The 24,870-nt window shown below is 67.1% G+C and carries 21 protein-coding genes; 11 read left to right on the top strand and 10 right to left on the bottom strand.

What is annotated here, in order from left to right:
* Nucleotide 1: 1 nt before the first annotated feature.
* The 3 genes from WS54_RS12125 to WS54_RS12115 all read right to left on the bottom strand — a co-directional run bounded on the left by WS54_RS12125 (nt 2) and on the right by WS54_RS12115 (nt 2,205).
* Nucleotides 2–262, bottom strand: coding sequence for an acyl carrier protein (locus tag WS54_RS12125; RefSeq protein WP_159086670.1), 261 nt, complete (start codon nt 260–262; stop codon nt 2–4).
* A 74-nt stretch (nt 263–336) separates the two neighbouring features.
* Nucleotides 337–1,140 (bottom strand): hypothetical protein, encoded by an 804-nt coding sequence (locus WS54_RS12120; protein WP_059780112.1) that lies wholly within the window; start codon nt 1,138–1,140, stop codon nt 337–339.
* Nucleotides 1,141–1,191: 51 nt separating this feature from the next.
* Nucleotides 1,192–2,205, bottom strand: coding sequence for a methyltransferase domain-containing protein (locus tag WS54_RS12115; RefSeq protein ID WP_059780111.1), 1,014 nt, complete (start codon nt 2,203–2,205; stop codon nt 1,192–1,194).
* A 225-nt stretch (nt 2,206–2,430) separates the two neighbouring features.
* On the opposite strand from WS54_RS12115, the gene WS54_RS12110 reads away from it, so the two are divergent.
* The gene (locus tag WS54_RS12110; RefSeq protein WP_082725010.1) at nt 2,431–3,870 is read left to right on the top strand and encodes an aminotransferase-like domain-containing protein; all 1,440 of its coding nucleotides are present in this window, start codon (nt 2,431–2,433) and stop codon (nt 3,868–3,870) included.
* 16 nt (nt 3,871–3,886) lie between these two features.
* Here WS54_RS12110 and WS54_RS12105 read toward each other — a convergent pair whose 3' ends face one another.
* Together WS54_RS12105 and WS54_RS33640 are read right to left on the bottom strand one after the other, a co-directional pair.
* Nucleotides 3,887–4,525 carry an alanyl-tRNA editing protein gene (locus WS54_RS12105; protein WP_059780109.1) on the bottom strand — a complete coding sequence of 213 codons (639 nt, stop codon included), beginning with the start codon at nt 4,523–4,525 and terminating at the stop codon, nt 3,887–3,889.
* Nucleotides 4,526–4,981: 456 nt separating this feature from the next.
* Nucleotides 4,982–5,281 (bottom strand): hypothetical protein, encoded by a 300-nt coding sequence (locus tag WS54_RS33640; protein ID WP_156444571.1) that lies wholly within the window; start codon nt 5,279–5,281, stop codon nt 4,982–4,984.
* A gap of 235 nt (nt 5,282–5,516) precedes the next feature.
* Here WS54_RS33640 and WS54_RS12100 point away from each other — a divergent pair, with 235 nt between their 5' ends.
* The 3 genes from WS54_RS12100 (at nt 5,517) to WS54_RS12095 (ending at nt 7,759) form a co-directional block, all read left to right on the top strand.
* Nucleotides 5,517–6,794 carry a hypothetical protein gene (locus WS54_RS12100; protein ID WP_059780108.1) on the top strand — a complete coding sequence of 426 codons (1,278 nt, stop codon included), beginning with the start codon at nt 5,517–5,519 and terminating at the stop codon, nt 6,792–6,794.
* A gap of 174 nt (nt 6,795–6,968) precedes the next feature.
* On the top strand, nt 6,969–7,124 hold the full coding sequence (locus WS54_RS33980) for a hypothetical protein (RefSeq protein ID WP_011548928.1): 156 nt from the start codon (nt 6,969–6,971) through the stop codon (nt 7,122–7,124).
* A 155-nt stretch (nt 7,125–7,279) separates the two neighbouring features.
* Nucleotides 7,280–7,759, top strand: coding sequence for a GNAT family N-acetyltransferase (locus WS54_RS12095; protein WP_059780107.1), 480 nt, complete (start codon nt 7,280–7,282; stop codon nt 7,757–7,759).
* 147 nt (nt 7,760–7,906) lie between these two features.
* Here the strand turns inward: WS54_RS12095 and WS54_RS12090 are convergent, their stop codons facing one another.
* Complete coding sequence (locus WS54_RS12090; protein WP_082725009.1) at nt 7,907–10,966, bottom strand: heavy metal translocating P-type ATPase; 3,060 nt, start codon at nt 10,964–10,966, stop codon at nt 7,907–7,909.
* 466 nt (nt 10,967–11,432) lie between these two features.
* On the opposite strand from WS54_RS12090, the gene WS54_RS12085 reads away from it, so the two are divergent.
* On the top strand, nt 11,433–12,869 hold the full coding sequence (locus WS54_RS12085) for a DUF1254 domain-containing protein (RefSeq protein WP_059780106.1): 1,437 nt from the start codon (nt 11,433–11,435) through the stop codon (nt 12,867–12,869).
* Between the two features lie 151 nt (nt 12,870–13,020).
* Nucleotides 13,021–16,848: a DUF748 domain-containing protein gene (locus tag WS54_RS12080; protein WP_059780105.1), complete on the top strand. Its 3,828-nt coding sequence runs from the start codon at nt 13,021–13,023 to the stop codon at nt 16,846–16,848.
* A gap of 52 nt (nt 16,849–16,900) precedes the next feature.
* Here the strand turns inward: WS54_RS12080 and WS54_RS12075 are convergent, their stop codons facing one another.
* The gene (locus WS54_RS12075) at nt 16,901–17,122 is read right to left on the bottom strand and encodes a hypothetical protein (RefSeq protein WP_011548933.1); all 222 of its coding nucleotides are present in this window, start codon (nt 17,120–17,122) and stop codon (nt 16,901–16,903) included.
* A 251-nt stretch (nt 17,123–17,373) separates the two neighbouring features.
* Between WS54_RS12075 and WS54_RS12070 the strand changes: the two genes are divergently transcribed.
* A complete protein-coding gene (locus tag WS54_RS12070; RefSeq protein ID WP_059780104.1) occupies nt 17,374–19,050 on the top strand; it encodes an alkaline phosphatase family protein in 1,677 nt (558 codons plus the stop codon).
* 179 nt (nt 19,051–19,229) lie between these two features.
* Entirely contained in the window at nt 19,230–19,424 is a 195-nt protein-coding gene (locus tag WS54_RS12065; RefSeq protein WP_034206306.1) for a YqaE/Pmp3 family membrane protein, read from the top strand.
* Between the two features lie 250 nt (nt 19,425–19,674).
* On the opposite strand, the gene WS54_RS12060 is transcribed toward WS54_RS12065, so the two are convergent.
* From WS54_RS12060 to WS54_RS12050, 3 genes are read right to left on the bottom strand one after another with little or no spacing between them, the layout of a single operon-like run.
* A complete protein-coding gene (locus WS54_RS12060) occupies nt 19,675–19,854 on the bottom strand; it encodes a hypothetical protein (RefSeq protein WP_034205973.1) in 180 nt (59 codons plus the stop codon).
* Complete coding sequence (gene cydB, locus WS54_RS12055; RefSeq protein ID WP_034205974.1) at nt 19,826–20,833, bottom strand: cytochrome d ubiquinol oxidase subunit II; 1,008 nt, start codon at nt 20,831–20,833, stop codon at nt 19,826–19,828. Before cydB ends, WS54_RS12060 begins: the two co-directional genes overlap by 29 nt.
* A 30-nt stretch (nt 20,834–20,863) precedes the next feature.
* Nucleotides 20,864–22,285, bottom strand: a complete 1,422-nt coding sequence (locus tag WS54_RS12050) for a cytochrome ubiquinol oxidase subunit I (RefSeq protein ID WP_059780103.1) — start codon at nt 22,283–22,285, stop codon at nt 20,864–20,866.
* A gap of 469 nt (nt 22,286–22,754) precedes the next feature.
* On the opposite strand from WS54_RS12050, the gene WS54_RS12045 reads away from it, so the two are divergent.
* From WS54_RS12045 to ltaE, 3 genes are all read left to right on the top strand, one after another.
* Nucleotides 22,755–23,081, top strand: coding sequence for a hypothetical protein (locus tag WS54_RS12045; RefSeq protein ID WP_059780102.1), 327 nt, complete (start codon nt 22,755–22,757; stop codon nt 23,079–23,081).
* 13 nt (nt 23,082–23,094) lie between these two features.
* Nucleotides 23,095–23,646 carry a YMGG-like glycine zipper-containing protein gene (locus WS54_RS12040; protein ID WP_059780101.1) on the top strand — a complete coding sequence of 184 codons (552 nt, stop codon included), beginning with the start codon at nt 23,095–23,097 and terminating at the stop codon, nt 23,644–23,646.
* Between the two features lie 115 nt (nt 23,647–23,761).
* Entirely contained in the window at nt 23,762–24,775 is a 1,014-nt protein-coding gene (ltaE, locus tag WS54_RS12035) for a low-specificity L-threonine aldolase (protein WP_059780100.1), read from the top strand.
* The last annotated feature ends 95 nt before the right edge of the window (nt 24,776–24,870 follow it).

The following is a 24,870-nucleotide window of genomic DNA, read 5'->3' as shown; positions in this document are numbered from 1 at the left end:
GTCAAGCCGACGCGGCCGCACGGCTGCCGGCGGTCGCTTCGGATTCCGCGCAGCAGCGTGCGAGCCCGGCGATGGTCGGGGCGGCGAAGAAGGTCTCGAGTTCGATCCGCACGTTATGCTGCTTTTGCAGGGCGAGCACGAGATTGACCGCGCTCAGAGAGTCGCCGCCTATCGCGAAGAAGTTTTCGTCATCGCCGATCGGGCGACCGAATATATCGGCCCACAATACTCGAATATCTTGGATGTTTTTTGAATCGGCCACGGTACGCATCCTGTCGAATGAGGAACACGGAGCTCGCGTTGCGAGCGAGCCCGTCGGTCGTCGATACGGCGGGGTCACGCTGCCGCGCGCAGACCGCCAGCCCCGAGCAGTGCGGAGTCGAGCAGATCCCAAAGCGACGCTAGCGAATCGAGAAACTCACGCGCACCTGCTCGGACGAGCGCTTCGTTGTCGGGCGACAGCACCGAACCGACTGCGTCGATTGCGTTTTGCTCGTGGAACGCTTCCGCACCGGCTTCGCCGTAATGCTCTTTCAGGTAGTGCATCTCCTGCTCGTCGAGCGACGCGTTGTAGAGTCCCGAGTCGACGAGGCATTTCTTCTCGCCCGGGATCAGGTGGCGATTCGAGATGATCTCGAGCGCGAGCGTCGTGCCGAGGCTCTGGTAGATCGACGTGCAATCGGTGAGCTTGCGTCGATCGAACACGGCACGTGCCCTGCGCGTCTGGGGCATCAGGCCGGTTTCGCGGTCGTAACCGGGCAACGCACCGAGGATCTGGTCCGAGTAGCGTTTGAGTTGCCCCTCGATTGCTTGCTGATCCTTGAGGTCCGAAAAAACGGTATCGCCCGCAGCGCGATTCAGGATGTGGCCGGCCATCGTCGCGAGTTCAGGACCGTGATCCTCCTCGCTCTCCACGATTTCCTGAAGCAGCGAACTTTCTTCCGACAGCCCAATCTCACGCAAGCCGTCCGGCAGGTTCCATCCCGGGCGCGTCGCATCGCAGAAGCTGCGGACGTGATGAAACAACGCACCGATCACTTCCTTCGGTGGCTGCATGGCAGCCCAATGGTCGAAGATGGGATGGCTGTAGCAGCGATGGGATTTGATTTCGTCGACGAGTTCGGAAATTGCCATGGCGATAAGCTCCTCGGAGCGTGAGTGAGTTGGGCTGGCGGGCGACCGCGTATTGCGTTAACGCGGCGGATGGGCGCGCAGGATGCGTCCACCGGAGATGCCGAGCGGGCTGACGTCGACGCGCATGTAACCCGCGCGCCCGAGTTTGTGGCGCCATTCATCGGTCGTCATCAGCTTGCGGCGCATGAAATGGTTGTGCAGGAACGTGAAGGCAGTCGAGAACGCGCCTTCGTCGTCAGGGTCGGCGAACGGGACGGCATCGACGATCAGCAGCGTCGCTGCCGGTGCGTGATGGACGAACGTGTTCAGCAGCCGATCCAGTATCGGTTCGTCTTGCGGCATCAGATCGTGGAAGACGAAACCACCATGTATCAGTTCTGCGCCGTGCAGCGGCGTCGGATCGTCGACGAGGCTCTGAATCGGGGCGTGAACGACCGACAGCCGCCCGTCCAGCCCTTCCGCCGCGATCAGTTCGCGTGCACGGCGGCAGGCCTTTTCGCTGAGATCGATGCCTATGCCTGTCGCGCCCGGCAGCCGCCGCAGGCAGCGCATCAGTAGCCCGCACGTGCCTGCGCCAAGATCGACGATCTTGCGCGGCGCGGTTTCCACGAGTGCCGCCTCTGCGTGAGGGTAGAAATCAGTTTCGCCCATCCAGCGCGATGTGCGCGCGACGTGTTCGCCGTCGCGCACGTGCGTGCTTTCGGCGACATCGTAATCGGCAGCGAAGCGCGCCGCGTTCGCAACGAGCGGCGCGCATGACATCAGGCCCCACAGTAAGTAGCCCGCGTTGTTGATTTCCTGCCGCAATGCCGGGGCGGCCTGGTATGTGAAGCCGCCGGACCCGTCGTTTGACTCGGAGACAAGGTGGAGATGACTGAGCGCGGACAGATAGGCGCCGGCAAGTTCGGCGTTCGGGCAGCTCGGATTCACGAGATCGGTGGCTCGGAGCTGCGTGCCGCCGCGCACGAGCAGCGGCAGGATGCCGAGGTTCTCGCCGATTTCGAGCAAGATGGCCTTGCCGGTGAGATCTTGTGCGACGGCGCTGCTGACGGACGATCGTTGTACGGACATGAACGGGGGCCTCGTATTTCGTGCAGGTGGAATCCGGCGGCGTAAACGCCACTCACGCATCGGTCGCATGTCGATGAACGTGACTGTCACGTGGTTCAGCTTGGTGCTGGCCGAATCGAATAGGTGGCGAATTGATTTTTGAATGCATCGTCGATGAAAGCCATGTACAGTGATTCGGGGCCTGAGACGAACTGTTATGCAACGCGACCTAACAGAGTCTGAATCATGAAAATTCAATTTGACGATGGCGCGAGAACACCACTTTCAGAACAAATCGCGAGCACGATCGAACGCATGATCGCTGAGCGGCGGCTCATGTCGGGCAGCAAGCTGCCGTCGATTCGGCGGCTCGCCGCACAATCGGGTGTCAGTCTCTTTCCGGTCGTCGAGGCATACGATCGACTGGTGTCGCGCGGTCTTGTTTGCTCGCGCCCGGGCGTCGGCTATTTCGTCGTCGAAGGCGCGATTCCCGCACTTGATCTCGCCGAACGCGGGGTTCTCCGCGCGCAAATCGACGAGCGATCGCGCTCGATTCAGCGGTTCAATTTACCGGGCGACACGCTGAAACTCGGGAGCGGTGTCATCCCCGAGCCGTGGCGGGACATTGACGGGCTCTCGGCGGCGATTCGCCAGGTCGTGCGAGACGCGGGCGGCAGTCTCGTCGATTACGGGACGCCGCTCGGAAATCCGCAATTGCGAGCGGCATTGTTGCAGCAGGCGGCGCGTTTCGGAATCGATGCGACGATGCCCGAGATTATGCTGACAGCGGGCATCAGTCATGGGCTCGATCTGGTCGTGCGCTGCTTCGTACAACGCGGCGATACCGTGCTCGTCGACGATCCGGGCTATTTCAATCTATTCAATTTGTTGCGAATGCAGGGCGTGCATGTCGTGGGGGTGCCGCGCCTGCCCAACGGGCCGGATCTCGCCTGCCTCGAAACGCTCGTGAAGACGCACCGGCCCACGTTCTATTTCGTCAACACGGTGCTGCACAATCCAACCGGCTCCACGATCGATCCGCGGGTTTGCATGCGATTGCTGTTCCTGGCCGAGACGTACGACCTGAGGATCGTCGAGGACGACGTTCACGCCGATCTCGAATTCGAACCGAGCGATCGCCTGGCAAAGCTGGGCGGACGCGAACGTGTCATCCACGTCGGTGGATTGTCGAAGTTGCTGTCGTCGTCACTGCGTATCGGTTACGTGATCGCGTCATCCGCCGTGATCGACATGCTCGCCGACGTCAAGGCTCACACGATGGTCGGGTGCTCTCCTTTTGCCGAGGCGGTTGTCTACGAGTGGTTTCGGCGGGGCGGGCACCGGCGGCACACGGAGCGTTTGCGCGCACGCCTGCACGCGGCGATGCACGACACGATGCGTGAGCTCGAGGCTTCAGGCTGGGAGTTGTTTGTGCGCCCGAAAGGCGGCTCGCTGCTGTGGGCGCGGCTGCCCGGTATCGACGATTCAGCAGAGCTTGCGGCGAACGCCGAATATCACGGCGTCACGATCGCGCCGGGGAGTTATTACCACGTCGACAACAACGTGTCTCCGTGGCTGAGGATCAATGTCGCGTATGCGCGGGACAGACGCGCGCTGTCGTTCCTGCAGGATTCGTATGCACGCGACCGCGCTGGGGCGGTTGCAGCGAAGCGCGAGGCGTCCTGACATGGAGCGCTCCGTCTCAGCCGAGCGTGATCTCGATGCGCTCCTTGCTTTTGCCGGGATTCCTGCGCTTGAGCACGAGCGTGCCGATTTCTCCCGTCGTGCGGGGGTGCGTACCGCCGCAAGCCATCGTCGCGAAGCCGTCGACTCGCCAGTAGCGGCGCTGCAGCGCGACGTCGGTGTAGCCGGTCACGATCGGCAGATCCGCTCGGACGAGCGCTGCCGTTTCCTGTTCCAGAAACGGCAGCAGGGCGGCGAGACTCGTGTCGTGCGCAAAATCGATGCGCGCCTTGTCGACGGAGATGTGTGCGCCGATCCGCACGATTCCGGGCACCTGCCGATAGATCAATTGAAGCACCATTTCGGCTGCGAAATGCAGCCGCATCAGGCGATAGCGGCGCGCCCAGTCGATCTCGATGTCGACGGTCTGGCCCACTTCGAGCGCGTGGCCGGCGCACAGCCGGTAAACGATGTCGAGCGCCTCCTTGCGCGCTTCGCAGACCGGATGGCCGCCGATCGTGCCGGCGTCGCCTTCCTGCCCGCCCGAGAATGCGAAGAAAATCGTCGAGGCCAGTCGCACATCGGGACCGTTCACGTCAGTGACGACGGTACGGTGCGTGCTGAGGTAGGCATCTTCCCAGAATAGCTTGCGAGTCATGGTGCGTTGGAAGGCTCATGAATGGAATCGCGGACAGTATCGCGCCAACCCACGCCGCACAAGTTGCGCGAACGTCCAGCGCAGCGTGCATATCAAAACTGAAGATCCGTCTTGAGGGAACGACGCGTATTCTGCGGCGGGTCCTCCGGAGCGAGCCGGCTAACAAACGCCTGCGACGTGTCGGTGATCCGCACCACAATTTCCCGGCGCTGGGCGCAGCATCGTGAGACCGACGCGCTTGACCGCGACGCGCTTACCGACGCGATGATAGCGCCAGGCTCGCTAGTCGCGAAATGCCCGTTGGACATTGTTCAGGTCGAATGGGTTCGCTGGCCCAATTCCGGAAACTGGATAGGAAGCCGTGAGCGGCAACGCGGCCGCGCGCATTGCTTTCGGCTTTGGGGCGACGGAGGAATCCTGTCGACGTCGTGTCGTTCGGCACTTTTTCGCGTGCCTTCATTGAGTTGCATACTTCTCGCCTTTCCAGCTCGGCTTCAGTTTTTCATGAGCCCGGCGGGCGGCTTTCTCGAATGTCAGGACAGCGGTGGCAATGCTGGCCGCTTCTCGATCCCGATTGCGTTGGTCGACTGGATTTTCGTCGTTATCGATGGGTTTGCGTAGCGCAATCGTTTTCTCATTTACTTCAGCGATAGAGATTTCGGAGTAGGCGCCCAAGCCCGCGTCGCATTGCTTACCCGTCACCGGGCGGGTGAAGCGTAGGGTCCATTTGAAGCCCGACTTCGTGGGGAGCGGCAAGCAGTCCCCGTTACCTTTCCGTCAAAGACTGGTTTGTCGGTTGGTTTGAGCGTTTTGGCTCGTTTGTCGGTTAGCATCGGTTTTCGGCCCATCACGTCGCCCATTGCCCAGCAAGCGTCGCTGGCTCGGGCTGGATAGCGTTGGAGTAAATTCGACAAGTTGATGGTGCAAGTTATTGATTTATTGCAGAATACTTGGTTTCTGACGGACGTCCTCGGACAATAATTTGGCAGACATGACCGAAGCTTCACCTCGCTTACGTTCCCGTTCCAACCGTTCACCCGGCCGGTCCCGCATGCGTTCAGCCGCTGCTGCGGGCGACACGTTCGCCAGGACGACCGCGCGCCCCGATAGTGCATCGGGCGGCGATGCGTCGCGCGATGCGCTGACGCTCGACCTGTTCGGCGATCCGGTGCTCGAGCCTGTCGAACGGGCGCCGGTCGCGTCGCGTGACGAAGTCGTAGAGGAAACCGACGCGGCGACCGGTGCTGCCGAGGATGCCGCCGCGGGAATGCAGGCAACGCTGGACGGGTTCAGCGCGCCGGAGGGCGCGACGGCGGTCGGACCGGCGGAAACCGGGCGCGCCGTGCCGGCTGATGGTGCGGGCGAGGCCGCGATTGCCGATCGTTTGCCTGCGGCTGACGGTGCCGCAACGAAGGCCGACGACGCGCCCCTGGTCGATGCCGCTGCGATGGCCGCGATCGAGCGGCACGCGGCGGGCGGTGAAGTCGCGGCACCGGTCCTTGCCGCCACCGCCGGTGCAACGGCCGTCAAATCACGTGGAGGGCGACCGCCCGGTGACGCCGTGAAGGAGCGCCGCGCGTCGTTCGGCGGCAGACGTCGGGCGGCGGCCGGTGCCAGCGAAGCGGTGGCGCCGATGCGGTCCGAGCCGGTCGCGACGCACGTCGATACGGTACCGGAAGCGACTGAATCGAAGCCGTCGGCGGCCGCTGCCGCGCCCATCGGCGTGCAGACGCCGGGCCGGCCGGCCCAGCCAGCAATCGCTATGCAGGCCGCGCCGCCTCGTGATGCTGCCCCGCAACCCGACACCCGGCCGTCGCCGGTTGCGCAGCCCGTGGCATCGGCCGCGTCGTTCGTGACCCGGCCATCATCGGAGCGTACGCAGCCGGCCGCGCCAGCCTTCGATCCGGACACGCACCTGCGCCCGCTGACCGACCGGCTCGCCGCGTTGCAGTCCGACGTGGACGGCTTGACGGGCTCGGCCGATCGCGAGATGCGCCGCGTCAACCGCTTGCTGCTCGCGCTGGCCGTCGTCGTGCTGGCGGGGCTCGTCGCGCTGGTGCTGCAAACGCGGCAGATCGCGCACCTGAAGCAGGACGTGGCCGCCAAGCAGCAACGGATCGATCGCCTTGCGGCCGATCTGTCGACGCAGCAGGCCACGTTGATGACGCTCGAGGAGCATCACGAAGCGCTCCTGTCGCAAGTCGACCGGCTTCAGCGCAACGCGAACCGCGACGCGGCCGTCGCGAAGCGGGGGCGTCGCACGCGCTGATCGTTTCGACCCTATCCTGAAAGCGTGATGGAGCAAGGATCGCCGTTCCGCAGCGGCGGTCGGCTGTCGTGCGCGTGCGGCAAACCGATGCAGCCCACTGGCAGAATTTAGGGAAAACCCTTAGAATGGTGGCATCTAAGGGAAAACCCTAGCACTATCTGTCAGGAGTCTCACATGAGCTTCATCTTCGCCCTGCTGCAAAAAATCGACGACCTGTTCGTGTCCCCGCACCTGCCGCTCGACGCCGAATACTCGTACGCCGCACGTCACGCCGAGGCCGAGCGCGTGCGCCGTGCGAACCTGGTGCCGATCGTTCTGTATCGTCGCTGATTCGCTGATTCGCTGATTCGCTGATTCGCTGATTCGCTGATTCGGCGCGGCGTCCGTCGCACCTCCCTGCCTGCCCGCTTTCCACCGCCGCATTGCGCGCTGGTGCGCCCGTCCCGCTACACTGGAAGTTCGATTCCGTTCACGGCGACCGGGCCATGTTGCAGATGCGGCCGATGACGGCCGGCGAATTCCACGCGTACCGCACGCGAGCCATCGACGGCTACGCGAGCGATCTCGTTTCCTCCGGGCAAAATGCTGTCGAAGACGCGGCCGATCGTGCGCGCGCCTGTTTCGACACGCTGCTGCCGGACGGCCTGCTGACCGCCGGCCAGACCCTCGTCACGCTCATCGACGGCGCCAGCGGCGATCCGGTGGGCGACCTCTGGTACGCGATCGTCCCCGAAGGGCCGAACCGCACACTGTTCATCTACGACCTCGACATCGTCCCGTCCCGGCGTCGCCAGGGCTGGGCCACGCGCGCGCTCGATGCGCTCGACGCCGAGGCACGCCGGTACGGCGTCACCGAGATCGGATTGTCGGTGTTCAATCACAACGCGGCGGCGCGTGCGCTGTATCGCGCGTGCGGCTTCGCGCCGATCACCACGACGTTGATCAAACCGGTCGTGTCGGACTGAATCCGCCGACGCGGCGATGCGTTGTGACGTGCTGCCGGTTCCGCTCGCCGTGTAGCCGACCAACGTCGGCACGCTTCCCGACTGTTCCTGTCGGTCGAAGGTCGAGCGCCGACCTGTTCGCTCATCCGGCATACACCGCCAGCCGCATCAACGCGCGCGGCCTTTCCATCTCCGCAGCAGCAACGCGTTGGTCACGACGCTGACGCTGGAAAACGCCATCGCCGCGCCCGCGATCACCGGGTTCAGCAACCCGAGCGCCGCGAGCGGCACGCCGACTAGGTTGTACACGAACGCCCAGAACAGGTTCTGCTGGATCTTGCGGTACGTGCGTTTGGAGATGTCGATCGCGTCGGCGACGAGGGCCGGGTCGCCGCGCATCAGCGTGATGCCGGCCGTGTGCATCGCGACGTCCGTGCCCGTCGCCATCGCGATGCCGATGTCCGCCGCGGCGAGCGCCGGCGCGTCGTTGATCCCGTCGCCGACCATCGCGACGATCCCGCCGTGCGTGCGCTTCAACTCGGCGACGACGCGCGCCTTGTCGTCGGGCAATACCTGCGCGTGCACTTCGCCGATGCCGAGCGCCGCCGCGACGGCCGCCGCGCTGCCGCGGTTGTCGCCCGTCACGAGCGCGCTCGCGACGCCGCGCGCCGACAACGCCGCGATCGCGTCGCGGGCGCCCGGCTTCACGGTGTCGCCGAATGCGATCAGTGCGAGCACCGCGCGCGGCGCGTCGGCACGCATCAGCCACGAGATCGTGTTGCCGGCGCCCTCGAGTTCCGCCGCACGGGCGTCGAGCGCCGGCGGTACCGCGATGTCGAGTTCGTCGCGCCAGCGCGTGCTGCCGAGCGCGAGCCGCTGCCCGCCGACGTGCGCTTCCACGCCGCGTCCGGCCACCGCGCGCGCGTCGGTTGCGACGACCGACTCGGCGGCGGCGCCACGTGCGGCCACGTCCGCGTCATGCGCGGCGACCACCGCACGCGCGAGCGGATGATCGCTCTGGCGCTGCACGGCCGCCGCGAGCGCGAGCGCTTCGCCGCGCGGCACGCCGACGGCGTCGAACGCCGTCACGGACGGTTTGCCTTCGGTCAGCGTGCCGGTCTTGTCGAACGCGATCACGGTCGTGCGCTGCGCGAGCTCGAGCGCCTGCGCGTCCTTGATCAGCACGCCGTGCCGGGCTGCGACGCCCGTGCCGGCCATGATCGCGGCGGGCGTCGCGAGACCGAGCGCACACGGGCACGCGATCACGAGCACCGCGACCGCGTTGAGGATCGCGGTCTCCATCCCGGCGCCGGCGATCAGCCAGCCGACCAGCGTCAGCACGGCGATGCCGAGGATCGCCGGCACGAACACCTCGCTGACGCGATCGACGAGCCGCTGGATCGGCGCCTTCTCGGCCTGCGCGGATTCGACGAGGCGGATGATGCGCGCGAGCGTCGTTTCCGCGCCGATCGCGGTGGTTTCGACGACGAGCGCGCCTTCGCCGTTGATCGAGCCGGCCGTGACGGCGTCGCCGTCGTCCTTCGGCACGGGCAGGCTTTCGCCGGTGATCAGTGATTCGTCGATGTGCGAGCGACCCGACACGATCCGCCCGTCGACGGGCACGCGCTCGCCGGGCCGAATCCCGACGCGTGTGCCGACGCGCACCTGCGACAGCGGCACGTCGCGTTCGACGCCGTGCTCGACGACGCGCGCGCGGTCGGGGCGCAGCGCGTTCAGCGCGCGGATCGCCTCGGTGGTTTGGCGCTTCGCGCGCGATTCGAGCCACTTGCCGAAGCGCACGAGCGTGACGATGACGGCCGACGCTTCGAAATACAGATGGCCGGGATGCGCGGGATCGCGCAGCAGCATCCACAGGCTCAGCCCGTACGCGGCCGACGTGCCGAGCGCGACGAGCAGATCCATGTTGCCGGTGCGCGCCTTCACCGCATGCCAGGCCGCGCGGTAGAAGCGGGCGCCGAAGCCGAATTGCACGATCGACGCGAGCACGAGCTGGAGCCACCCGGGCAGCATCAGGTCGATGCCGAACGGTGCGGCGAGCATCGGCGCGACGAGCGGCGCGCTCAGCACGGCGGCCGCGATCACCAGGTTGCGTTCGCGGATCGCTTCGCGGCGCTTGCGTGCGTCGGGGTCGTGCCCGGGACTGGCCGGTCGTAAGTCGGTGCCGGTCGTTTCGGCTGCGGGTGAGGCGGCGGGAAGCGACGCACGGTAGCCGGCCGTGGCGACTGCCGCGATCAACGTAGCGGGATCGAGTGCGCCGGCGCCGTGCACCGACGCGCGTTCGGTCGCGAGATTGACCGTCGCGCGCGCGACGCCCGGCACGGCGGCCAGCGCTTTTTCGACGCGGCCGGCGCAGGACGCGCAGGTCATGCCGCCGATATCGAGTTCGATGTCGGCGGCAGCGGACGTGACGGCAGGCGTGGCGACGGCAGCCGGTGTCGCGTCATAGCCAGCCTGTTTCACCGCTTCGGCAAGCTGCGCGGCGGAGACGTCGGCCGACGCGTCGACCGTCGCGCGTTCGGTCGCGAGGTTGACCGATGCGCGCGTGACGCCCGGCACCTTGGCGAGCGCCTTTTCGACGCGCGACACGCAGGATGCGCAAGTCATGCCATCGATGTCGAGTTCGATGCTGGCGGGCGCGGCGGGCAACGCAGTGGCAGTGGCAGCGGCCGGGACGGCGGTGTCCGACGTCGTCGGCGTTGCGCCATAGCCGGCCTGCCTCACGGCATCCGCCAGTTGCGCGGCGGACACGCCTGCCGACGCATCGACGGTCGCGCGCTCGGTCGCGAGATTGACCGATGCGCGCGTGACGCCCGGCACCTTCGCGAGCGCCTTCTCGACGCGCGACACGCAGGACGCGCAGGTCATGCCGTCGATGTCGAGTTCGATCGTCGCGGCGGCAGCCGGCGCCGCGGGGAGGGGCGCGTGCGCCGAATGCGCGGCCGCGACGGCTTCGACGGCGTCGACCGCCGCTTCGCGCACCGCTGCGCGGTAGCCGGCCTCGCGGACGGCGTCGACGAGCCGACCGGGCTCGACCGTCTCCTGTGCGGTGACGGTTGCCGCATGGGCGTCGAGATCGACCGCCACGCCGACGACGCCCGGCACGGCGGCCAGCGCGCGCTGCACGCGGCCGGTGCAGCCGCCGCAATGCATGCCGTCGACGCTCAGTTCGATCGTGTGCAGCGCCGCGGAGGCAAGTGGTTCGGTCATGTCGGATTCCCCAAAGGCGCGGTTCGTGCCGCGAATGGTGCCAGTATCAACATTCCCATGATGGTAAGGTCAAGCGCCGGCGACGATGCGCCGCATGTCGATGCACACAGATTGTCACCATGCGGAAAAGGCGATCGCCCGGCTTCCAGACGGACAGCCGGCGCGCGCCGAGGCGCCAGGCTTGGCGCTCGCGAGGCGTTGACGGGTTGATGCTCCCGGTGCAGTTCCGGATTTTTGCCGAATCCCGTGGACTATTTCGGATTTTTTAACGGTTCGGCTAGCGTTCTACCCGTTATTCGGCATATTGGGGGATGCCCTTAGGCGCTATGATACCGGCCTGACATCAGCGCCCACCGTTACGAATCGTAGCGAAACGGTCATCCGGGCACGCTGGGGTGCCTTGTTTTCGCCGTTCGCGAGGCGAACAGGGCGTTGACTGAAAAGAATGATATTCGGCCAGTAATCGATGATTGAAAACCAGCGAGAATCAGTTTCTCTGCGACGCGCGTGCGCGTCGCTGGCCATTGCGGCGTTGCTTGCGGGATGCGCGTCGCAACCGGACGCGATCCAGCGGAAAACCGGCTGGATGCGTGCGGAAGTCGCCGACTCCTATATCTATGCGTATCCGCTCGTGCTGATGGACGTCGCGAAGGAAGCGGCGACGGGCGGCGACGGCGCGCAACCGGGGCAGGCCCCGCTCAACACGCTGCGCCACGCACAGGCGCTGCCGCCCGTCGGCGCGGTCAATCCGCCGCTGCCGGGCGTCGACACGCTCGACTCGACCGGCTGGCTCGACGTCGCCGCCGAACCCGTGATCGTCACGCTGCCCGACACGCGCGGCCGCTACTGGGACGCGCGCGCGCTCGACATGTGGACGAACGTGCTGTGGTCGTCGTCGAGCGTTGCAGCGCGCGGCGCCCGTGGCGCCGGACGGTCGCAAACGATTGCCTTCGCCGCCAGGGACTGGCAGGGCACGCTGCCGAAGGGTGTGCTGCGCGTCGACGTGCCGTCCGCCAATGCGTGGCTCGAGGTGCGGTTGCAGACGAGCGGCGGACGCGACCTGACGAACGTGAAGAAGCTGCAGCGCGCGATCCGCGTGGTGCCGCTGTCGGTCTACACGGGCGCCGAGCGCGGCGCGTCGGTCGCGGTCCATGCGGGCAGCGCGCCGTCCGAGGCGGTGGGCGGCGGCACGCCGGCCGAGCAGGTGGCCGCGCTCGACCCGAAGGCGTTCTTCACGCGCTTCGCGCAGGCGCTGCAGGACAATCCGGCGCCGGCCGACGACGCGCACGCCCAGGAATCGCTCGCCGACATCGGCGTGAAGGCCGGCTACCCGGTACTGTGGACGGGCGACCGTCTCACGGCCGCGACGGCCGGCATCGCCGAGGCGCGCGCGCGGCTCGCGACGCCGCCGTCGAACCTGCTGAACGCGAACGGCTGGAACTGGATCGGCGACACGGCCGGCAAGTACGGCCAGGACTACGCGCTGCGCGCGTACGCGGCCTACACGCAGTTCGGCACCGCCACGCGCGACGACGAGACGCTCGCGATCACCCGCGTCGACAGCGACGGCCATCCGCTGAACGGCGCGAACCGCTACGTGCTGCATTTCGCGCCGGGCGCGCTGCCGCCGGTGCGCGCGTTCTGGACGCTCACGCCGTACACGACCAACGGCGCGCTGCCCGACGTCGGGTCGGCGCGTCGTTCGCTCGGCGATCGCGACCGGCTGCGCCGCAACCGCGACGGCTCGATCGACATCGTCGTGTCGGCGTCGCCGGGCGGCACGCATGCGGCCAACTGGCTGCCGGCGCCGCGTACCGATTTCGTGCTCGCGTTGCGCCTGTACGCGCCGAAGCCGCAGGCGAGCGACGGGTCGTGGATGCCGCCCGTCGTCGTCCGGAAATGAACGGTTGACCGCCGCCGCTGTCCGACCGGCGGGCGCGGCGGCGGCGCCCGACCTCCGTACCGTCACTTCCTGAGCCTATACTTTCGGGATAGCGTGCGCGGCCGCCCGGTTGTCCGGCGCGGCCCGTCATCCATTTCCGAGACACTCAAGCATGGCAAGCGCAGACAAAGAAACCGTACCCTCGACCCTCCATGCCCTCGGCGGCGTTGCACGCTCGCGCCGGACCCGGCGTATCGGCATCGGCGTGCTGATCTTCGTCGTTTTATTCGGACTGCTCGGCTTCTTCGCGGCGCCGCCGCTGATCCGCCATGTCGCCGAACAGCAACTGAGCAAGCAGCTCGACCGTCCGGCCACGATCCAGCGCATCGCACTGAACCCGTACACGCTGAACCTCGAAGCCGACGGCATCCACCTCGGCGAGCGCGGCGGTCAGGGCGACTTCATCGACATCGGCAAGCTCGTCGTGAGGCCGTCGTGGTCGTCGTTGTTCCGCGGCGCGCCGATCGTCAACGAAATCCGGCTCGATTCGCCGCGCTTTCGCATCGTCCGCTACGACGCCCAGCGCTTCAATTTCACCGACCTGATCGAGAAGTTCTCGTCGCCGTCGCCGCAACCGGACAGCAAGCCGGCGCAGTTCTCGGTGTCGAACATCCAGGTCAACGACGGCCGGATCGACTTCGACGATCGCCTGCTGAACGAAAAGCACGTCGTCGACAACTGGACGCTCGGCATTCCGTACATCGCGACGCTGGCCTCGAAGACCGACATCTTCGTCGAGCCGAAGCTGCGCGCGCGCTTCGACGGCAGCCCGCTCTCGATCGACGGCAAGACCAAGCCGTTCGCGCAGTCGCGCGAATCGGAAATCGCGCTGAAATTCGACCGCCTCGACGTGCCGAAGCTGATCTCGTACGCGCCGGCGAAGCTGCCGGTGATCGTGACGAGCGGCCTGCTGAGCAGCGACCTCACGGTCAATTTCGTGATGAGCGGCGAGACGCCCGCGCTGCGCGTGTCGGGCACCGTCGATCTGAACGACGCGAAGGTGACCGACCGCGCGTCGGCGCCGCTGTTCGCCGCGCGCGGCGTGCACGTCGCGGCGGCCGGCCTCGAGCCGCTGCGCAACGCGATGCACTTCGACGAGATCCAGATCGACCGGCCGGTGGTCGACCTGTCGCGCGACAAGCAGGGCGTGCTGAACGTCGAGAAGCTCGTCGCGCAGCCGGCCGCCGCACCGAAGGCCGAAGCCGGCAAGCCGGCCGCGTCGGCCGTCGCCGTTGCCGGCGCTTCCGGCGCCACCGTCGCCGCGGCCAGCGCCGCCAGTGGCGCGAAGGCCGAAGGCAGCGCCGCCGCGAAGGCAGCGCCGCCGCTCGACCTGACGATCCGTCGTTTCGCGATCGACGGCGGCACGATCAACGTCGACGACCGCGTGCCGGCGACGCCGACCGCGATGTCGCTGACGAAGCTCGCCGCGACGCTCGACGGTTTTTCGCTGCAGGGCAAGACACCCGCGAAATACACGCTGTCGACGTCGCTGTCGCGCGGCGGCGACGTGACGGCCGAAGGCGCGTTCAATCTCGCCGCGAAGCAGGCCGACACGAAGCTGACGGTCGCCGCGCTCGCGCTGCCGGCGCTGCAGCCGTACCTGGGCGAGGCGACGCGCGCGCGCGTGCTCGACGGCACGCTCGGCGCGACCGTCAACGCGAAGACCGACTGGGGCAAGACGCCGCTCGCCGCGGAAGTCGCGGACAGCACGATCAGCCTGAAGTCGCTGAAGGTCGCCGCGCCGAACGACAAGGCGCCCGCGATCGCGCTGCCCGACGCGAGCGCGAAGATCGCGAAGGTCGACGTCGCCGCGCGCACCGCGGAGATCGCGAGCGTCGACGCGAGCGGGCTCGCGCTCGACGTGAAGCGCCTGAAGGACGGCAAGATCGACCTCGCGGCGCTGGCCGAACCCGCGCAGGCGGCGGTGCCGCAGCGCACCGTCGCGCGCAAGGCCCAGGCCGCCGCGCCGTCGTGGCACTACCGGATCGATGCGTTGAACGTGAAGGACGCGTCCGCGAACTTCACCGACCTGTCGACGCCGCGCCCGGTGAAGCTGGCGATCAAGCCGCTGGAGCTGTCGGTGCAGAAGGTGAGCGACGACCTGACGAAGCCGCTGCCCGTGCAACTGAAGGCGACGCTGAACCGCAAGGGCTCGCTGAACGTGTCGGGCGACGTGACCGCGCAGCCGCTGAAGCTCGGCCTGAAGATCAACGGCAACCGTCTCGATGCGGCCGCGTTCGAGCCGTACTTCGGCAGCGCGCTGAACGCGACGATCGCGAGCGCGCTGCTCAACGCGCAAGGCAACCTGACGTTCGCGCAGGTGAAGGACACGCCGCGCGCGACCTATCGCGGCGACGTCGCGCTGGTCGACGTGCGGATGCTCGACAAGGCGACCTCCGACCCGTTCGCGGGCTGGCGCTCGCTCGCGCTGTCGAACCTGAAGGCGAACTACGACGAGAAGGGCACCGACGTCGACGCCGCGCGCGTGACGTTCTCGAACTTCTACGGCCGCGTGCTGCTCGACGCGCAGGGGCGGCTGAACCTGAAGGACGTGGTCGCGAAGGAGACCGGCCCCGCGCAGTCGCTCACGCGCGACGCGAGCAAGGGCGAGCCGGTGCCGCTGTCGCCGGGCGTGACGCCGCCGGCCGCCGCGCAGGCCGCGTCGGCCGCGGCCGCGCAGCAGGCGTCCGTGCCGGCCGCCGCGTCGGCGACGGTGGTCGTGAAGGCTGCGCCGCAGCCGCAGAACCCGGTGCGGATGCATTTCGGCGAACTGGTGCTGCAGAACGGCCGCGTCACGTACACCGACAACTTCATCAAGCCGAACTACACGGCGAACCTCGTCGCGATCAAGGGCACGGTCGGCGCGTTCGGCACGGATTCGACGACGTCCGCACCGGTCGACGTCGCCGCGAACCTCGCGGGCAACGGGCCGATCTCGATCAAGGGCTCGGTGAACCCGCTGATCGAGAAACCGGCGCTCGACCTCACGGCGATCGCGCACGACATCGAGCTGACCAATCTGACGCCGTATTCGGCGAAGTACGCGGGCTACCCGATCACGAAGGGCAAGCTCAACGTCGATCTGCACTACCAGCTCGCGAACGACCAGCTGTCGGCGAACAACCACATCTTCATCGATCAGCTCACGTTCGGCGATCGTGTCGAGAACGACACGGCGACGAAGCTGCCGGTGAAGCTCGCGATCTCGCTGCTGAAGAATACGCGCGGCCAGATCGACGTGAACCTGCCGGTGTCGGGCTCGCTGTCGAATCCGGAGTTCAGCGTCGGCGGGCTGATCTGGCACGCGGTGTTGAACCTGATCGCGAAGGCCGTCACGTCGCCGTTCACGCTGCTCGCGAGTGCGTTCGGCGGCAGCGGCGGCGAGGATCTCGGCTACGTCGAGTTCGCGCCGGGTTCGTACGCGTTGACCGACGCGCAGCAGAAGAAGCTCGACACCGTCGTGAAGATGCTGACCGAGAAGCCGTCGATCCGCCTCGACCTGATCGGCCGCGTCGACCCGGCGCAGGACACGCCGGGGCTGCGCGACGCGTACGTCGAGCGGTTGGTGCGTCAGCAGAAGCTGAAGGACGTGGTCGGTCAGGGCGAGAGCGTCGATCCGATGTCGGTGAAGGTCGACAAGGCCGAATACTCGAAGTACCTGACGCGCGCGTACAAGGCCGCCGATTTCAAGAAGCCGCGCAACCTCGTCGGCCTGCAGAAGACGTTGCCCGATGCGGACATGAAGCAGGCGCTCGCCGATCACGCGCCGGCCGACGACAACGCGCTGCGTGCGCTCGCGCAGCAGCGCGCGCAGGTCGTGCGCCAGTATCTCGACGGCAAGATCGACTCGAGCCGCATGTTCGTCGTCGCGCCGAAGCTCGACGCGAAGGGCATCTCGGACAAGGGCGCGACGACCCGCGTCGACTTCGGGCTGCAGTAAGCGTCGCCGCCATCCGCCGCCGCGCCCGCACCCGCCGGGCGCGGCGGTCTCGTCAGCGCCCGGCGATCGCCGGTTCGCGCTTGTCCAGCTCCTTCCTCGCGGCCAGCGGCAGACGCGCGTCGTCCCACTGCGTCAGCCATTCGACTTCCTTCGCGGTGAACACCTGTCCGTAGTTGCGCAATGCGTACTGCAGCGCGTCGACGACGTGATGGCGAATGATTTCGGGGGTACGTGCATCGTCCAGCACGAACCGGAGAGCTTCCAGGGTTGACATAGTCGTGCTCCGGGTCAGGGAAAACCCTTTATCACACGCCAATAGTCGCGGGCCAAGCCGAAAAAAAACCCGGCCGCGCGGGCCGGCGCACGCGAAGGCCGCGTATTGCGACTGCTTCGTGTCATTTGCGATTGGTTACGTTTGACAGAGAACAGAAAGCCCCGCTTCATCCGACCGCCGCACGATCCGGCGATATTTTGCGCGCCTGACGGCAAGTCGCGTAGTTCAACATCAATCGGTGAGGTGGGGTGATGATTTCCAGGTTCATCAAGCAACGGAAAATGGCGGTGATGGTGGCGGGTGCGCTGGCGCTCGCCAGCGCGGGCGCGCATGCGGCGCAACAGGACGGCAACGCTCACGGCGAGAGCAACGGGCGGACGAGCCGCGTCGTGAAGCATGTGCTGCTGCTGAGCATCGACGGTCTGCACGAACAGGATCTCGCGCGCTGCATCGGTGCGAATACGTGCCCGAACATCGCGGTGCTCGCGAAGAGCGGCGTGACGTACGCGAATGCGTACACGCCGGGCCTGTCGGATTCGTTCCCGGGCCTCGCCGCGCTCGTGACGGGCGGCTCGCCGAAGACGGCCGGCCTGTTCTACGACGTGTCGTACGACCGCAACCTGTACGCGCCGAGCGACACGACGTGCTCGGGCAAGCAGGGCTGGAACGTCGTGTTCGACGAGACGACCGGCATCGATGCATTCAATGGCGGCGCGCTCGTGCACCTCGACGGCGGCGGCGCGTTCAATCCGCAGGCGATCCCGCATGCGAAGGTCAACGGCCAGTGCGTGCCGGTCTACCCGCACAACTACGTGAAGACCAACACGGTGTTCGAGGCCGTGAAGGCCGGCGTGCCGAATGCGCGCACCGCATGGGCCGACAAGCATGCGTGGGGCTACGACTGGCTGAACGGCCCGTCGGGCACCGGTGTCGACGATCTGATGCGCACCGAGATCAATTCGATCGACCCGGCGACCAACACTGACTATACGGACGTCTACTCGCACACCGCGCGCTTCGACAACCTGCACGTGCAGGCGCTGATCAACCAGATCGGCGGCCGCGATTCGACCGGCACGAAGAGCGCGCCGGTGCCGACGCTGTTCGGCGCGAACTTCCAGACGCTGAGCGTCGCGCAGAAGGCGCCGGTCGCGAAGGGCGGCGGCTATCTCGACGCCGACTTCACGCCGAACGGGCAGGTCGCGAACGCGATCACGTACGTCGACGACGCGATCGGCCGTGTCGTCGCGGCGCTGAAGCAGGCCAACCTGTATTCGTCGACGGCGGTGATCGTCACGTCGAAGCACGGCCAGTCGCCGACCGATCACACGAAGCTCGTGAAGAACGGCGACACGCTGACGAAGCTGCTCGAAGCGAACAACTTCATCGACCCGAACGGCAACTTCGGCCAGAACAACACGGCGACGGGCAACCTGAACGACGGTTCGGGCCTGGTCGGCACGGGCTTCGTGCAGACCGACGACGTCGGGCTGATCTGGCTGCGCGACCGCAGCCAGCGCACGGCCGTGGTACAGACGCTGAAGGCGAATCTCGGCTGCAACGCGCCGGGCATCTGCGCGGACGGCCCGCAGGCGTACGTGTTGTACGGCGCGGCGCTCGCCGACCGCTTCGGCGATCCGGCCAACGGCCGCACGCCGGACATCGTCGTCCAGCCGAATCCGGGCGTGATCTACACGTCGAGCACGAAGAAGGACGAGGAGCACGGCGGCAACGCGCCGGACGACAGCCACCTCGGCTTGCTCGTGTCGTATCCGGGCCTGCATCGTGCGCGCACGGTGAACGATCTCGTCGGCACGAAGCAGGTCGCGCCGACGATCCTCGCGCTGCTCGGCGCCGACCCGCGCCTGCTGCAGGCGGTCGTGGCCGAGAATACGCGCGTGCTGCCGGGGCTCGGTATCGGGCGTTGAGCGCCAGGAACGGCGGCGCGCCCGCGGCATGACGCGGGCGCTTCGGAAGAGAAGTGTGATGAACGCGGCGCCTGGCGGATCGAGGCGCCGCGATGCCGGTGCATGGCTTGAATTCGGGCGCGTGCACCGGCATATTCGTCGCGCATCACCCGTTCAACGATGTACCGAGAGGATCGTTCATGCGCCTTCTGCTTGCCCTGCTGCTCCCGTGGTTCCAGTTCTTCACGATCGGCCGCCCGATCGCCGGGATCATTTGTCTGCTCCTGCAACTCACGATCATCGGCTGGCTGCCGGCCGCGATCTGGTCGGTGTATGCGCTGAGCCAGTACAAGACCGATCGCAAGATCGAGGCGGCGTTGCGCGGGCGGGGGTAGACGCGCAGTGTGCGGTTGATCGATCCAGCGGCGCGGTTTGTATTTTGGTAGAAATCTATATGTTTTACTCACATCCGCGATGTGATTTGTATAGATTTCTGCCTGAATGGCGGATTCGTGAGTGGTTCGGCCTGATGCCGTCTCCGCGGGAGCGGATGCACGATGCGTCGCTTGATGCATCTGGCCAAAGCTGCGCCCGACGACAAAACGGCCGCCCGGGCCATCGTTCGACCCGGGGCGGCCGCTTCGCCTACTTCACCGCAAACAGCGTGAGGTTCATGAAGATCTTGAACGCATAGCCGAGCGTGACGGCGCCGAGCACGCCGCCCACCCACAGAACGACGAACCACATCCAGCCGCGCATCCGCGGCCGCGGCGCCGCAGGCGGGCGATCGACGGAATCAGTGGTGGTAGTAATGCTGGTCTTCATGGCGCACCTTGCCTCGGAATACCCAGTAACCCATCGTCGTGTAGGCGATGATGATCGGCAGGATAACCGCTGCGCCGACCAGCGTGAAGGTCTGGCTCGAACGCGGCGCCGCCGCTTCCCAGATCGTCATCGTCTGGGGAATCGCATACGGGAACAGCGTGACGAGCAGGCCGACGTAGCCGAGCAGCACGAGCGCCAGCGCGAGCACGAACGGCGTCATGTCGTGCCGGTCGCGTACCGCGCGACGCATCCACACCGCGCACGCGGCCACCAGGAACGGCACCGGCAGCAGGCGCCAGAACAGCCCCGAATCGAACCAGCGCTGCGCGATGGCCGGATCCTGCAGCGGCGTCCACAGGCTGACGATCGCGATGAAGCCGAGCAGCACGACGGTCAGCGGCCACACGACGCGATGCAGGCGCCGCTGCAGGTCGCCTTCCGTCTTCGCGACGAGCCAGCAGCAGCCGAGCAGCGCGTACGTGACGATCAGGCCGAGGCCCGTCAGCAGGCTGAACGGCGTGAGCCAGTCGAATGCGCCGCCGGCGTACACGCCGTCCTTCACGTCGATGCCCTGCAGGAACGCGCCGAGCGCGATCCCCTGGAACAGCGTCGCGCCGGCCGAGCCGCCGATGAACGCGAGATCCCACAGCTGCTTCGTGCGCCGCGCCTTCGCGCGGATCTCGAACGACACGCCGCGGAAGATCAGGCACACCAGCATGAAGATCAGCGGCAGGTACAGCGCCGACAGCACCGTCGAATAGACGACGGGGAATACCGCGAACAGCCCGGCGCCGCCGAGCACGAGCCACGTCTCGTTGCCGTCCCACACGGGCGCGACGGTGTTCATCATCAGGTCGCGTTCCCGCTCGTCCGGGAAGAACGGGAAGACGATGCCGATGCCGAGGTCGAAGCCGTCGAGCACGACGTACATGAAGAGCCCCAATGCGATGATCGCGGCCCAGATTACGGTGACGTCCATAGGTTTTTCTCGTATGCGAAAGGAGTGGGCTCAGACGGTCTCGATCAGCTCGTCGACGGCCGACATCGGGCGGCGCGCGGTGTGATCGGGGCGCGTGTCCGGCAGGTCGTGCGTCGCGTCGTGCTCGACGTCGGGCAGCGCGGGGCCGGCCTTCATCAGCTTCAGCATGTAGTACACGCCGGTGCCGAACACGAGGAAGTACACGATCACGAACGTCATCATCGACAGGCTGACCTGCTGCACCGACAGCGGCGACACGGCCTGCGCGGTGCGCATCACGCCATACACGACCCACGGCTGGCGGCCGGCTTCGGTCGTCACCCAGCCCGCGAGCAGCGACACGAAACCGGTCGGGCCCATCGCCAGTGCAAAGCGCTGGAACCACTTCGATTCGTACAGGCGGCCGCGGCGGCGCAGGAACCACGCGAGCACGGCGAGGCCGATCATCGCGAAGCCGAGGCCGACCATGATCCGGAAGCTCCAGAACACGACCGTCGAGTTCGGGCGGTCTTCCGGCGGGAAGTCCTTCAGCCCGCGGATTTCGCCGTCCCAGCTATGCGTGAGGATCAGGCTGCCGAGGTGCGGCACCTTGACCGCGTAGCGGGTCGTCTCCGCTTTCATGTCGGGGATGCCGAACAGGTTCAGCGGCGTGCCGCCCTTTTCGGTTTCCCACAGCCCTTCGATCGCGGCGATCTTCGCGGGCTGGTGCTTCAGCGTGTTGATGCCGTGCTGGTCGCCGATCACGGCTTGCAGCGGCGCGAGCACCAGCAGCAGCCACAGCGCCATCGAGAACATCTTCTTCACGCCCTTGTCGCGGCGGCCCTTCAGCAGGTGCCACGCGCCCGTCGCGGCCACCACGAGCGCGGCGACGATGAACGCGGCGATCGCCATGTGGAAGAGGCGGTACGGGAACGACGGATTGAAGACGATCGCGAACCAGTCGGTCGGCACGACGCGGCCGTCGACGATCTCGAAGCCCTGCGGCGTCTGCATCCAGCTGTTCGATGCGAGGATCCAGAACGTCGAGATCAGCGTGCCGATCGCGACCATCAGCGTCGCGCCGAAGTGCGCGCGCGGACTCACGCGGTTCCAGCCGAACAGCATGATGCCGAGGAAGCCGGCTTCGAGGAAGAACGCGGTCATGACCTCGTACATCAGCAGCGGGCCGGTGACGGCGCCGGCGAAGCTCGAGAAGCCGGACCAGTTGGTGCCGAACTGATAGCTCATCACGACGCCGGACACGACGCCCATCCCGAACGCGACCGCGAAGATCTTCGACCAGAACAGGCAGAGCGTCTTGTAGTACTGCTTGCCGGTCTTCAGCCAGCGATATTCGAGCACGGCGATGAAGCTGGCGAGGCCGATGCTCAGCGCCGGAAAGACGATGTGAAACGAGACGGTGAACGCGAATTGCAGGCGGGCCAGATCGAGGGCCGAAAGTGCGGTGTCCATACCAGTTGACCGAGGCTTGACGATACCCGCCGGCGGGTGCCGGCGGACCCCGGCGGACGGCGTCGGGGTTGGCTGGAGTATGGGCCGCGATGTTGCACCGCGAAATGCGCCAACTCGTCGCAGATGTCCAGCCCGTCGCGCGCGATTTCCGGATAAATCGTTGATTCGTATCAAGAAGGCCGTTCGCGGCGCGCACGGCCGCGGCGTGGCGGTCTGACGCACGTGCGTCAATATGGCGCGTCGCGTCATCGGAACGGTTTTGCGCAGACGAAAACCGTGTGCCGGGAGGGCCAACGGTTTCGAAGCGTTAAACGCGTAACGCGCGCGTCCGAACGAGCCGGGCGTCTGTCACATGGGTAACGTCGCGCAACATTTGCGCGCCCGCCCGTAATGGATACCGGATCGCGTGCGGCGTAGCGTTCGGGATGTCCGGTTCGGATCGACGAACCGGCCTGCCGGAGAACGTGACGTGAATGGATTGAAGCTCGCGCTGGGCGCGGCGGCCGCGGTGGCGGTCGCGACGGGCGGCGTGGCGCATGCCGCCCGGGTCGGGGTCTATATCGGCCCCGGCTACCCGTACTACGCCCCTGTCGTACCTGCGCCGTACTACTACCCGCCGCCCGTCGTCGCGGTGCCGGTCGCTCCGCCGCCGCCGCCCGAGTATGTCGAGAAGGGGCAGCCGCAGGACGACGGCGACGCGAACCTCTGGTACTACTGCGACGCGTCGAAGCATTACTACCCGTATGTGAAGACCTGCAAGTCGGGCTGGCGCACGGTGCCGGCGCGGCCGCAGTGACGGAGGCGCGACGATGAAGACCGTATTTCGACCGCTGCGCGTGCCGGCCGCGCTGGCGCTGGTCGCGCTGCTCGGCGCATGCGCATACATGCCGACCGGCCCGAGCGTGATGGCGCTGCCGGGCACCGGCAAGTCGTTCGACCAGTTCCGCGCGGATGACGGCAGTTGCCGCCAGTATGCGTTCCAGCAATCGGGCGGCGTGAGCGCCGGGCAGGCGTCGACCGCGAGCGCGGTCGGCAGCGCGGCCGTCGGCACCGCGCTCGGCGCGGCGGCCGGCGCCGCATTCAACGGCGGCACCGGCGCGGCGGTCGGCGCGGGCGCGGGGCTGCTCGCGGGCAGCGTCGTCGGCGCGGGCGCCGCGCAGGGCTCGGCCTACGATGTCCAGCGGCGCTACGACTACGCGTATCTGCAGTGCATGTATGCGACCGGCAACCGTGTGCCGGTGCCGGGCGGCATGAGCGGCGGTAGTGGCGGCGGGTACGGCGGGGGCGGCTACGGCACGGCGCCGCGCGCCGCGCCGCCGATGCCGCCGGCGGGCTTCCAGCCGCCCCCGCCGCGATATTGATCCGCGCGACCGCGTGCCTCCACCGGCACGCGCTGCGTGAATTGCGTACACTCTGAGTCTCGTTTTCGGCAGGGCCGGACGCAGGGATGCCGGCTCGTTTACTCAGGGCACAGCGATGATCGATTTACGCAGCGATACCGTGACACGTCCGAGCCAGGCGATGCTGGCCGCAATGACCGCCGCCGAAACCGGCGACGACGTCTGGGGCGACGACCCGACCGTGCTGCGCCTGCAGGCGGTGACGGCCGAGCGCGCCGGCAAGGAGGCCGGCCTGTTCTTCCCGAGCGGCACGCAGAGCAACCTGGCCGCGCTGATGTCGCATTGCGAGCGCGGCGACGAGTACATCGTCGGCCAGCTCGCGCACACCTACAAGTACGAGGGCGGCGGCGCGGCCGTGCTCGGCAGCATCCAGCCGCAGCCGATCGAGAACGCGCCGGACGGCACGCTGCCGCTCGCGAAGATCGCCGCGGCGATCAAGCCGCTCGACAATCACTTTGCCCGCACGCGACTGCTCGCGCTCGAAAACACGATCGGCGGCCAGGTCTTGCCGGAAGGCTATGTGCGGGAAGCCGTCGCGTTCGCGCGCAGCCGCGGGCTGTCCACGCACCTCGACGGCGCGCGCGTATGCAATGCGGCCGTCGCATCGGGTCGCCCGATCGCCGAGCTGTGCGCGCCGTTCGACACCGTGTCGATCTGTTTCTCGAAAGGGCTCGGTGCGCCGGTCGGCTCGGTGCTGGTCGGCAGCCGTGCGCTGATCGAGCGCGCGCAGCGCTGGCGCAAGGTGCTGGGCGGCGGGATGCGGCAGTCGGGCATTCTCGCGGCGGCGTGCCTGTATGCGCTCGATCACAACGTCGAGCGGCTCGCGGACGATCACGCGAATGCCGCGCATCTCGCGGCCGGCCTCGCGCGCATCGACGCGGTGAAGGTGCTGTCGCATGCGACGAACATGGTGTTCGCGCAATTCCCCGAAGCCGATTGCGCGCCGCTCGAGGCGTGGCTCAAGGCGCGCGGGATCCTCACGCAGATGCTGTATGCGTCGCGCTTCGTCACGCATTGCGACGTGTCGCGCGCGGACATCGACACGTTCGTCGGCGCGGTCGGCGCGTATTTCGCGCAGCGTCGCGCGTGAAGCGGAACGCGCCGGCCGGCGACGGGCCGGCGCGGCGTGGCATGACATGACGTCACGCACGAAGAGGTGACGCGGCGCGCGGTCGCTCGATCGTT

It is taken from the genome of Burkholderia sp. NRF60-BP8 (assembly GCF_001522585.2).
Classification (GTDB): Bacteria; Pseudomonadota; Gammaproteobacteria; order Burkholderiales; family Burkholderiaceae; genus Burkholderia.
The sequence above is the reverse complement of the archived record's forward strand: the minus strand, read 5'-3'. Positions and strand labels throughout refer to the sequence as shown.

Coding starts and splice junctions, on each gene's coding strand:
- cydB (WP_034205974.1), bottom strand. CDS start 20,833: ATGGACGTCACCGTAATCTGGGCCGCGATCATCGCATTGGGGCTCTTC.
- WS54_RS12100 (WP_059780108.1), top strand. CDS start 5,517: ATGACCGAAGCTTCACCTCGCTTACGTTCCCGTTCCAACCGTTCACCC.
- WS54_RS12080 (WP_059780105.1), top strand. CDS start 13,021: ATGGCAAGCGCAGACAAAGAAACCGTACCCTCGACCCTCCATGCCCTC.
- WS54_RS12050 (WP_059780103.1), bottom strand. CDS start 22,285: ATGGACACCGCACTTTCGGCCCTCGATCTGGCCCGCCTGCAATTCGCG.
- WS54_RS12085 (WP_059780106.1), top strand. CDS start 11,433: ATGATTGAAAACCAGCGAGAATCAGTTTCTCTGCGACGCGCGTGCGCG.
- ltaE (WP_059780100.1), top strand. CDS start 23,762: ATGATCGATTTACGCAGCGATACCGTGACACGTCCGAGCCAGGCGATG.
- WS54_RS12115 (WP_059780111.1), bottom strand. CDS start 2,205: ATGTCCGTACAACGATCGTCCGTCAGCAGCGCCGTCGCACAAGATCTC.
- WS54_RS12040 (WP_059780101.1), top strand. CDS start 23,095: ATGAAGACCGTATTTCGACCGCTGCGCGTGCCGGCCGCGCTGGCGCTG.
- WS54_RS12075 (WP_011548933.1), bottom strand. CDS start 17,122: ATGTCAACCCTGGAAGCTCTCCGGTTCGTGCTGGACGATGCACGTACC.
- WS54_RS12060 (WP_034205973.1), bottom strand. CDS start 19,854: ATGAAGACCAGCATTACTACCACCACTGATTCCGTCGATCGCCCGCCT.
- WS54_RS12110 (WP_082725010.1), top strand. CDS start 2,431: ATGAAAATTCAATTTGACGATGGCGCGAGAACACCACTTTCAGAACAA.
- WS54_RS12090 (WP_082725009.1), bottom strand. CDS start 10,966: ATGACCGAACCACTTGCCTCCGCGGCGCTGCACACGATCGAACTGAGC.
- WS54_RS33980 (WP_011548928.1), top strand. CDS start 6,969: ATGAGCTTCATCTTCGCCCTGCTGCAAAAAATCGACGACCTGTTCGTG.
- WS54_RS12065 (WP_034206306.1), top strand. CDS start 19,230: ATGCGCCTTCTGCTTGCCCTGCTGCTCCCGTGGTTCCAGTTCTTCACG.
- WS54_RS12105 (WP_059780109.1), bottom strand. CDS start 4,525: ATGACTCGCAAGCTATTCTGGGAAGATGCCTACCTCAGCACGCACCGT.
- WS54_RS12070 (WP_059780104.1), top strand. CDS start 17,374: ATGATTTCCAGGTTCATCAAGCAACGGAAAATGGCGGTGATGGTGGCG.
- WS54_RS12095 (WP_059780107.1), top strand. CDS start 7,280: ATGTTGCAGATGCGGCCGATGACGGCCGGCGAATTCCACGCGTACCGC.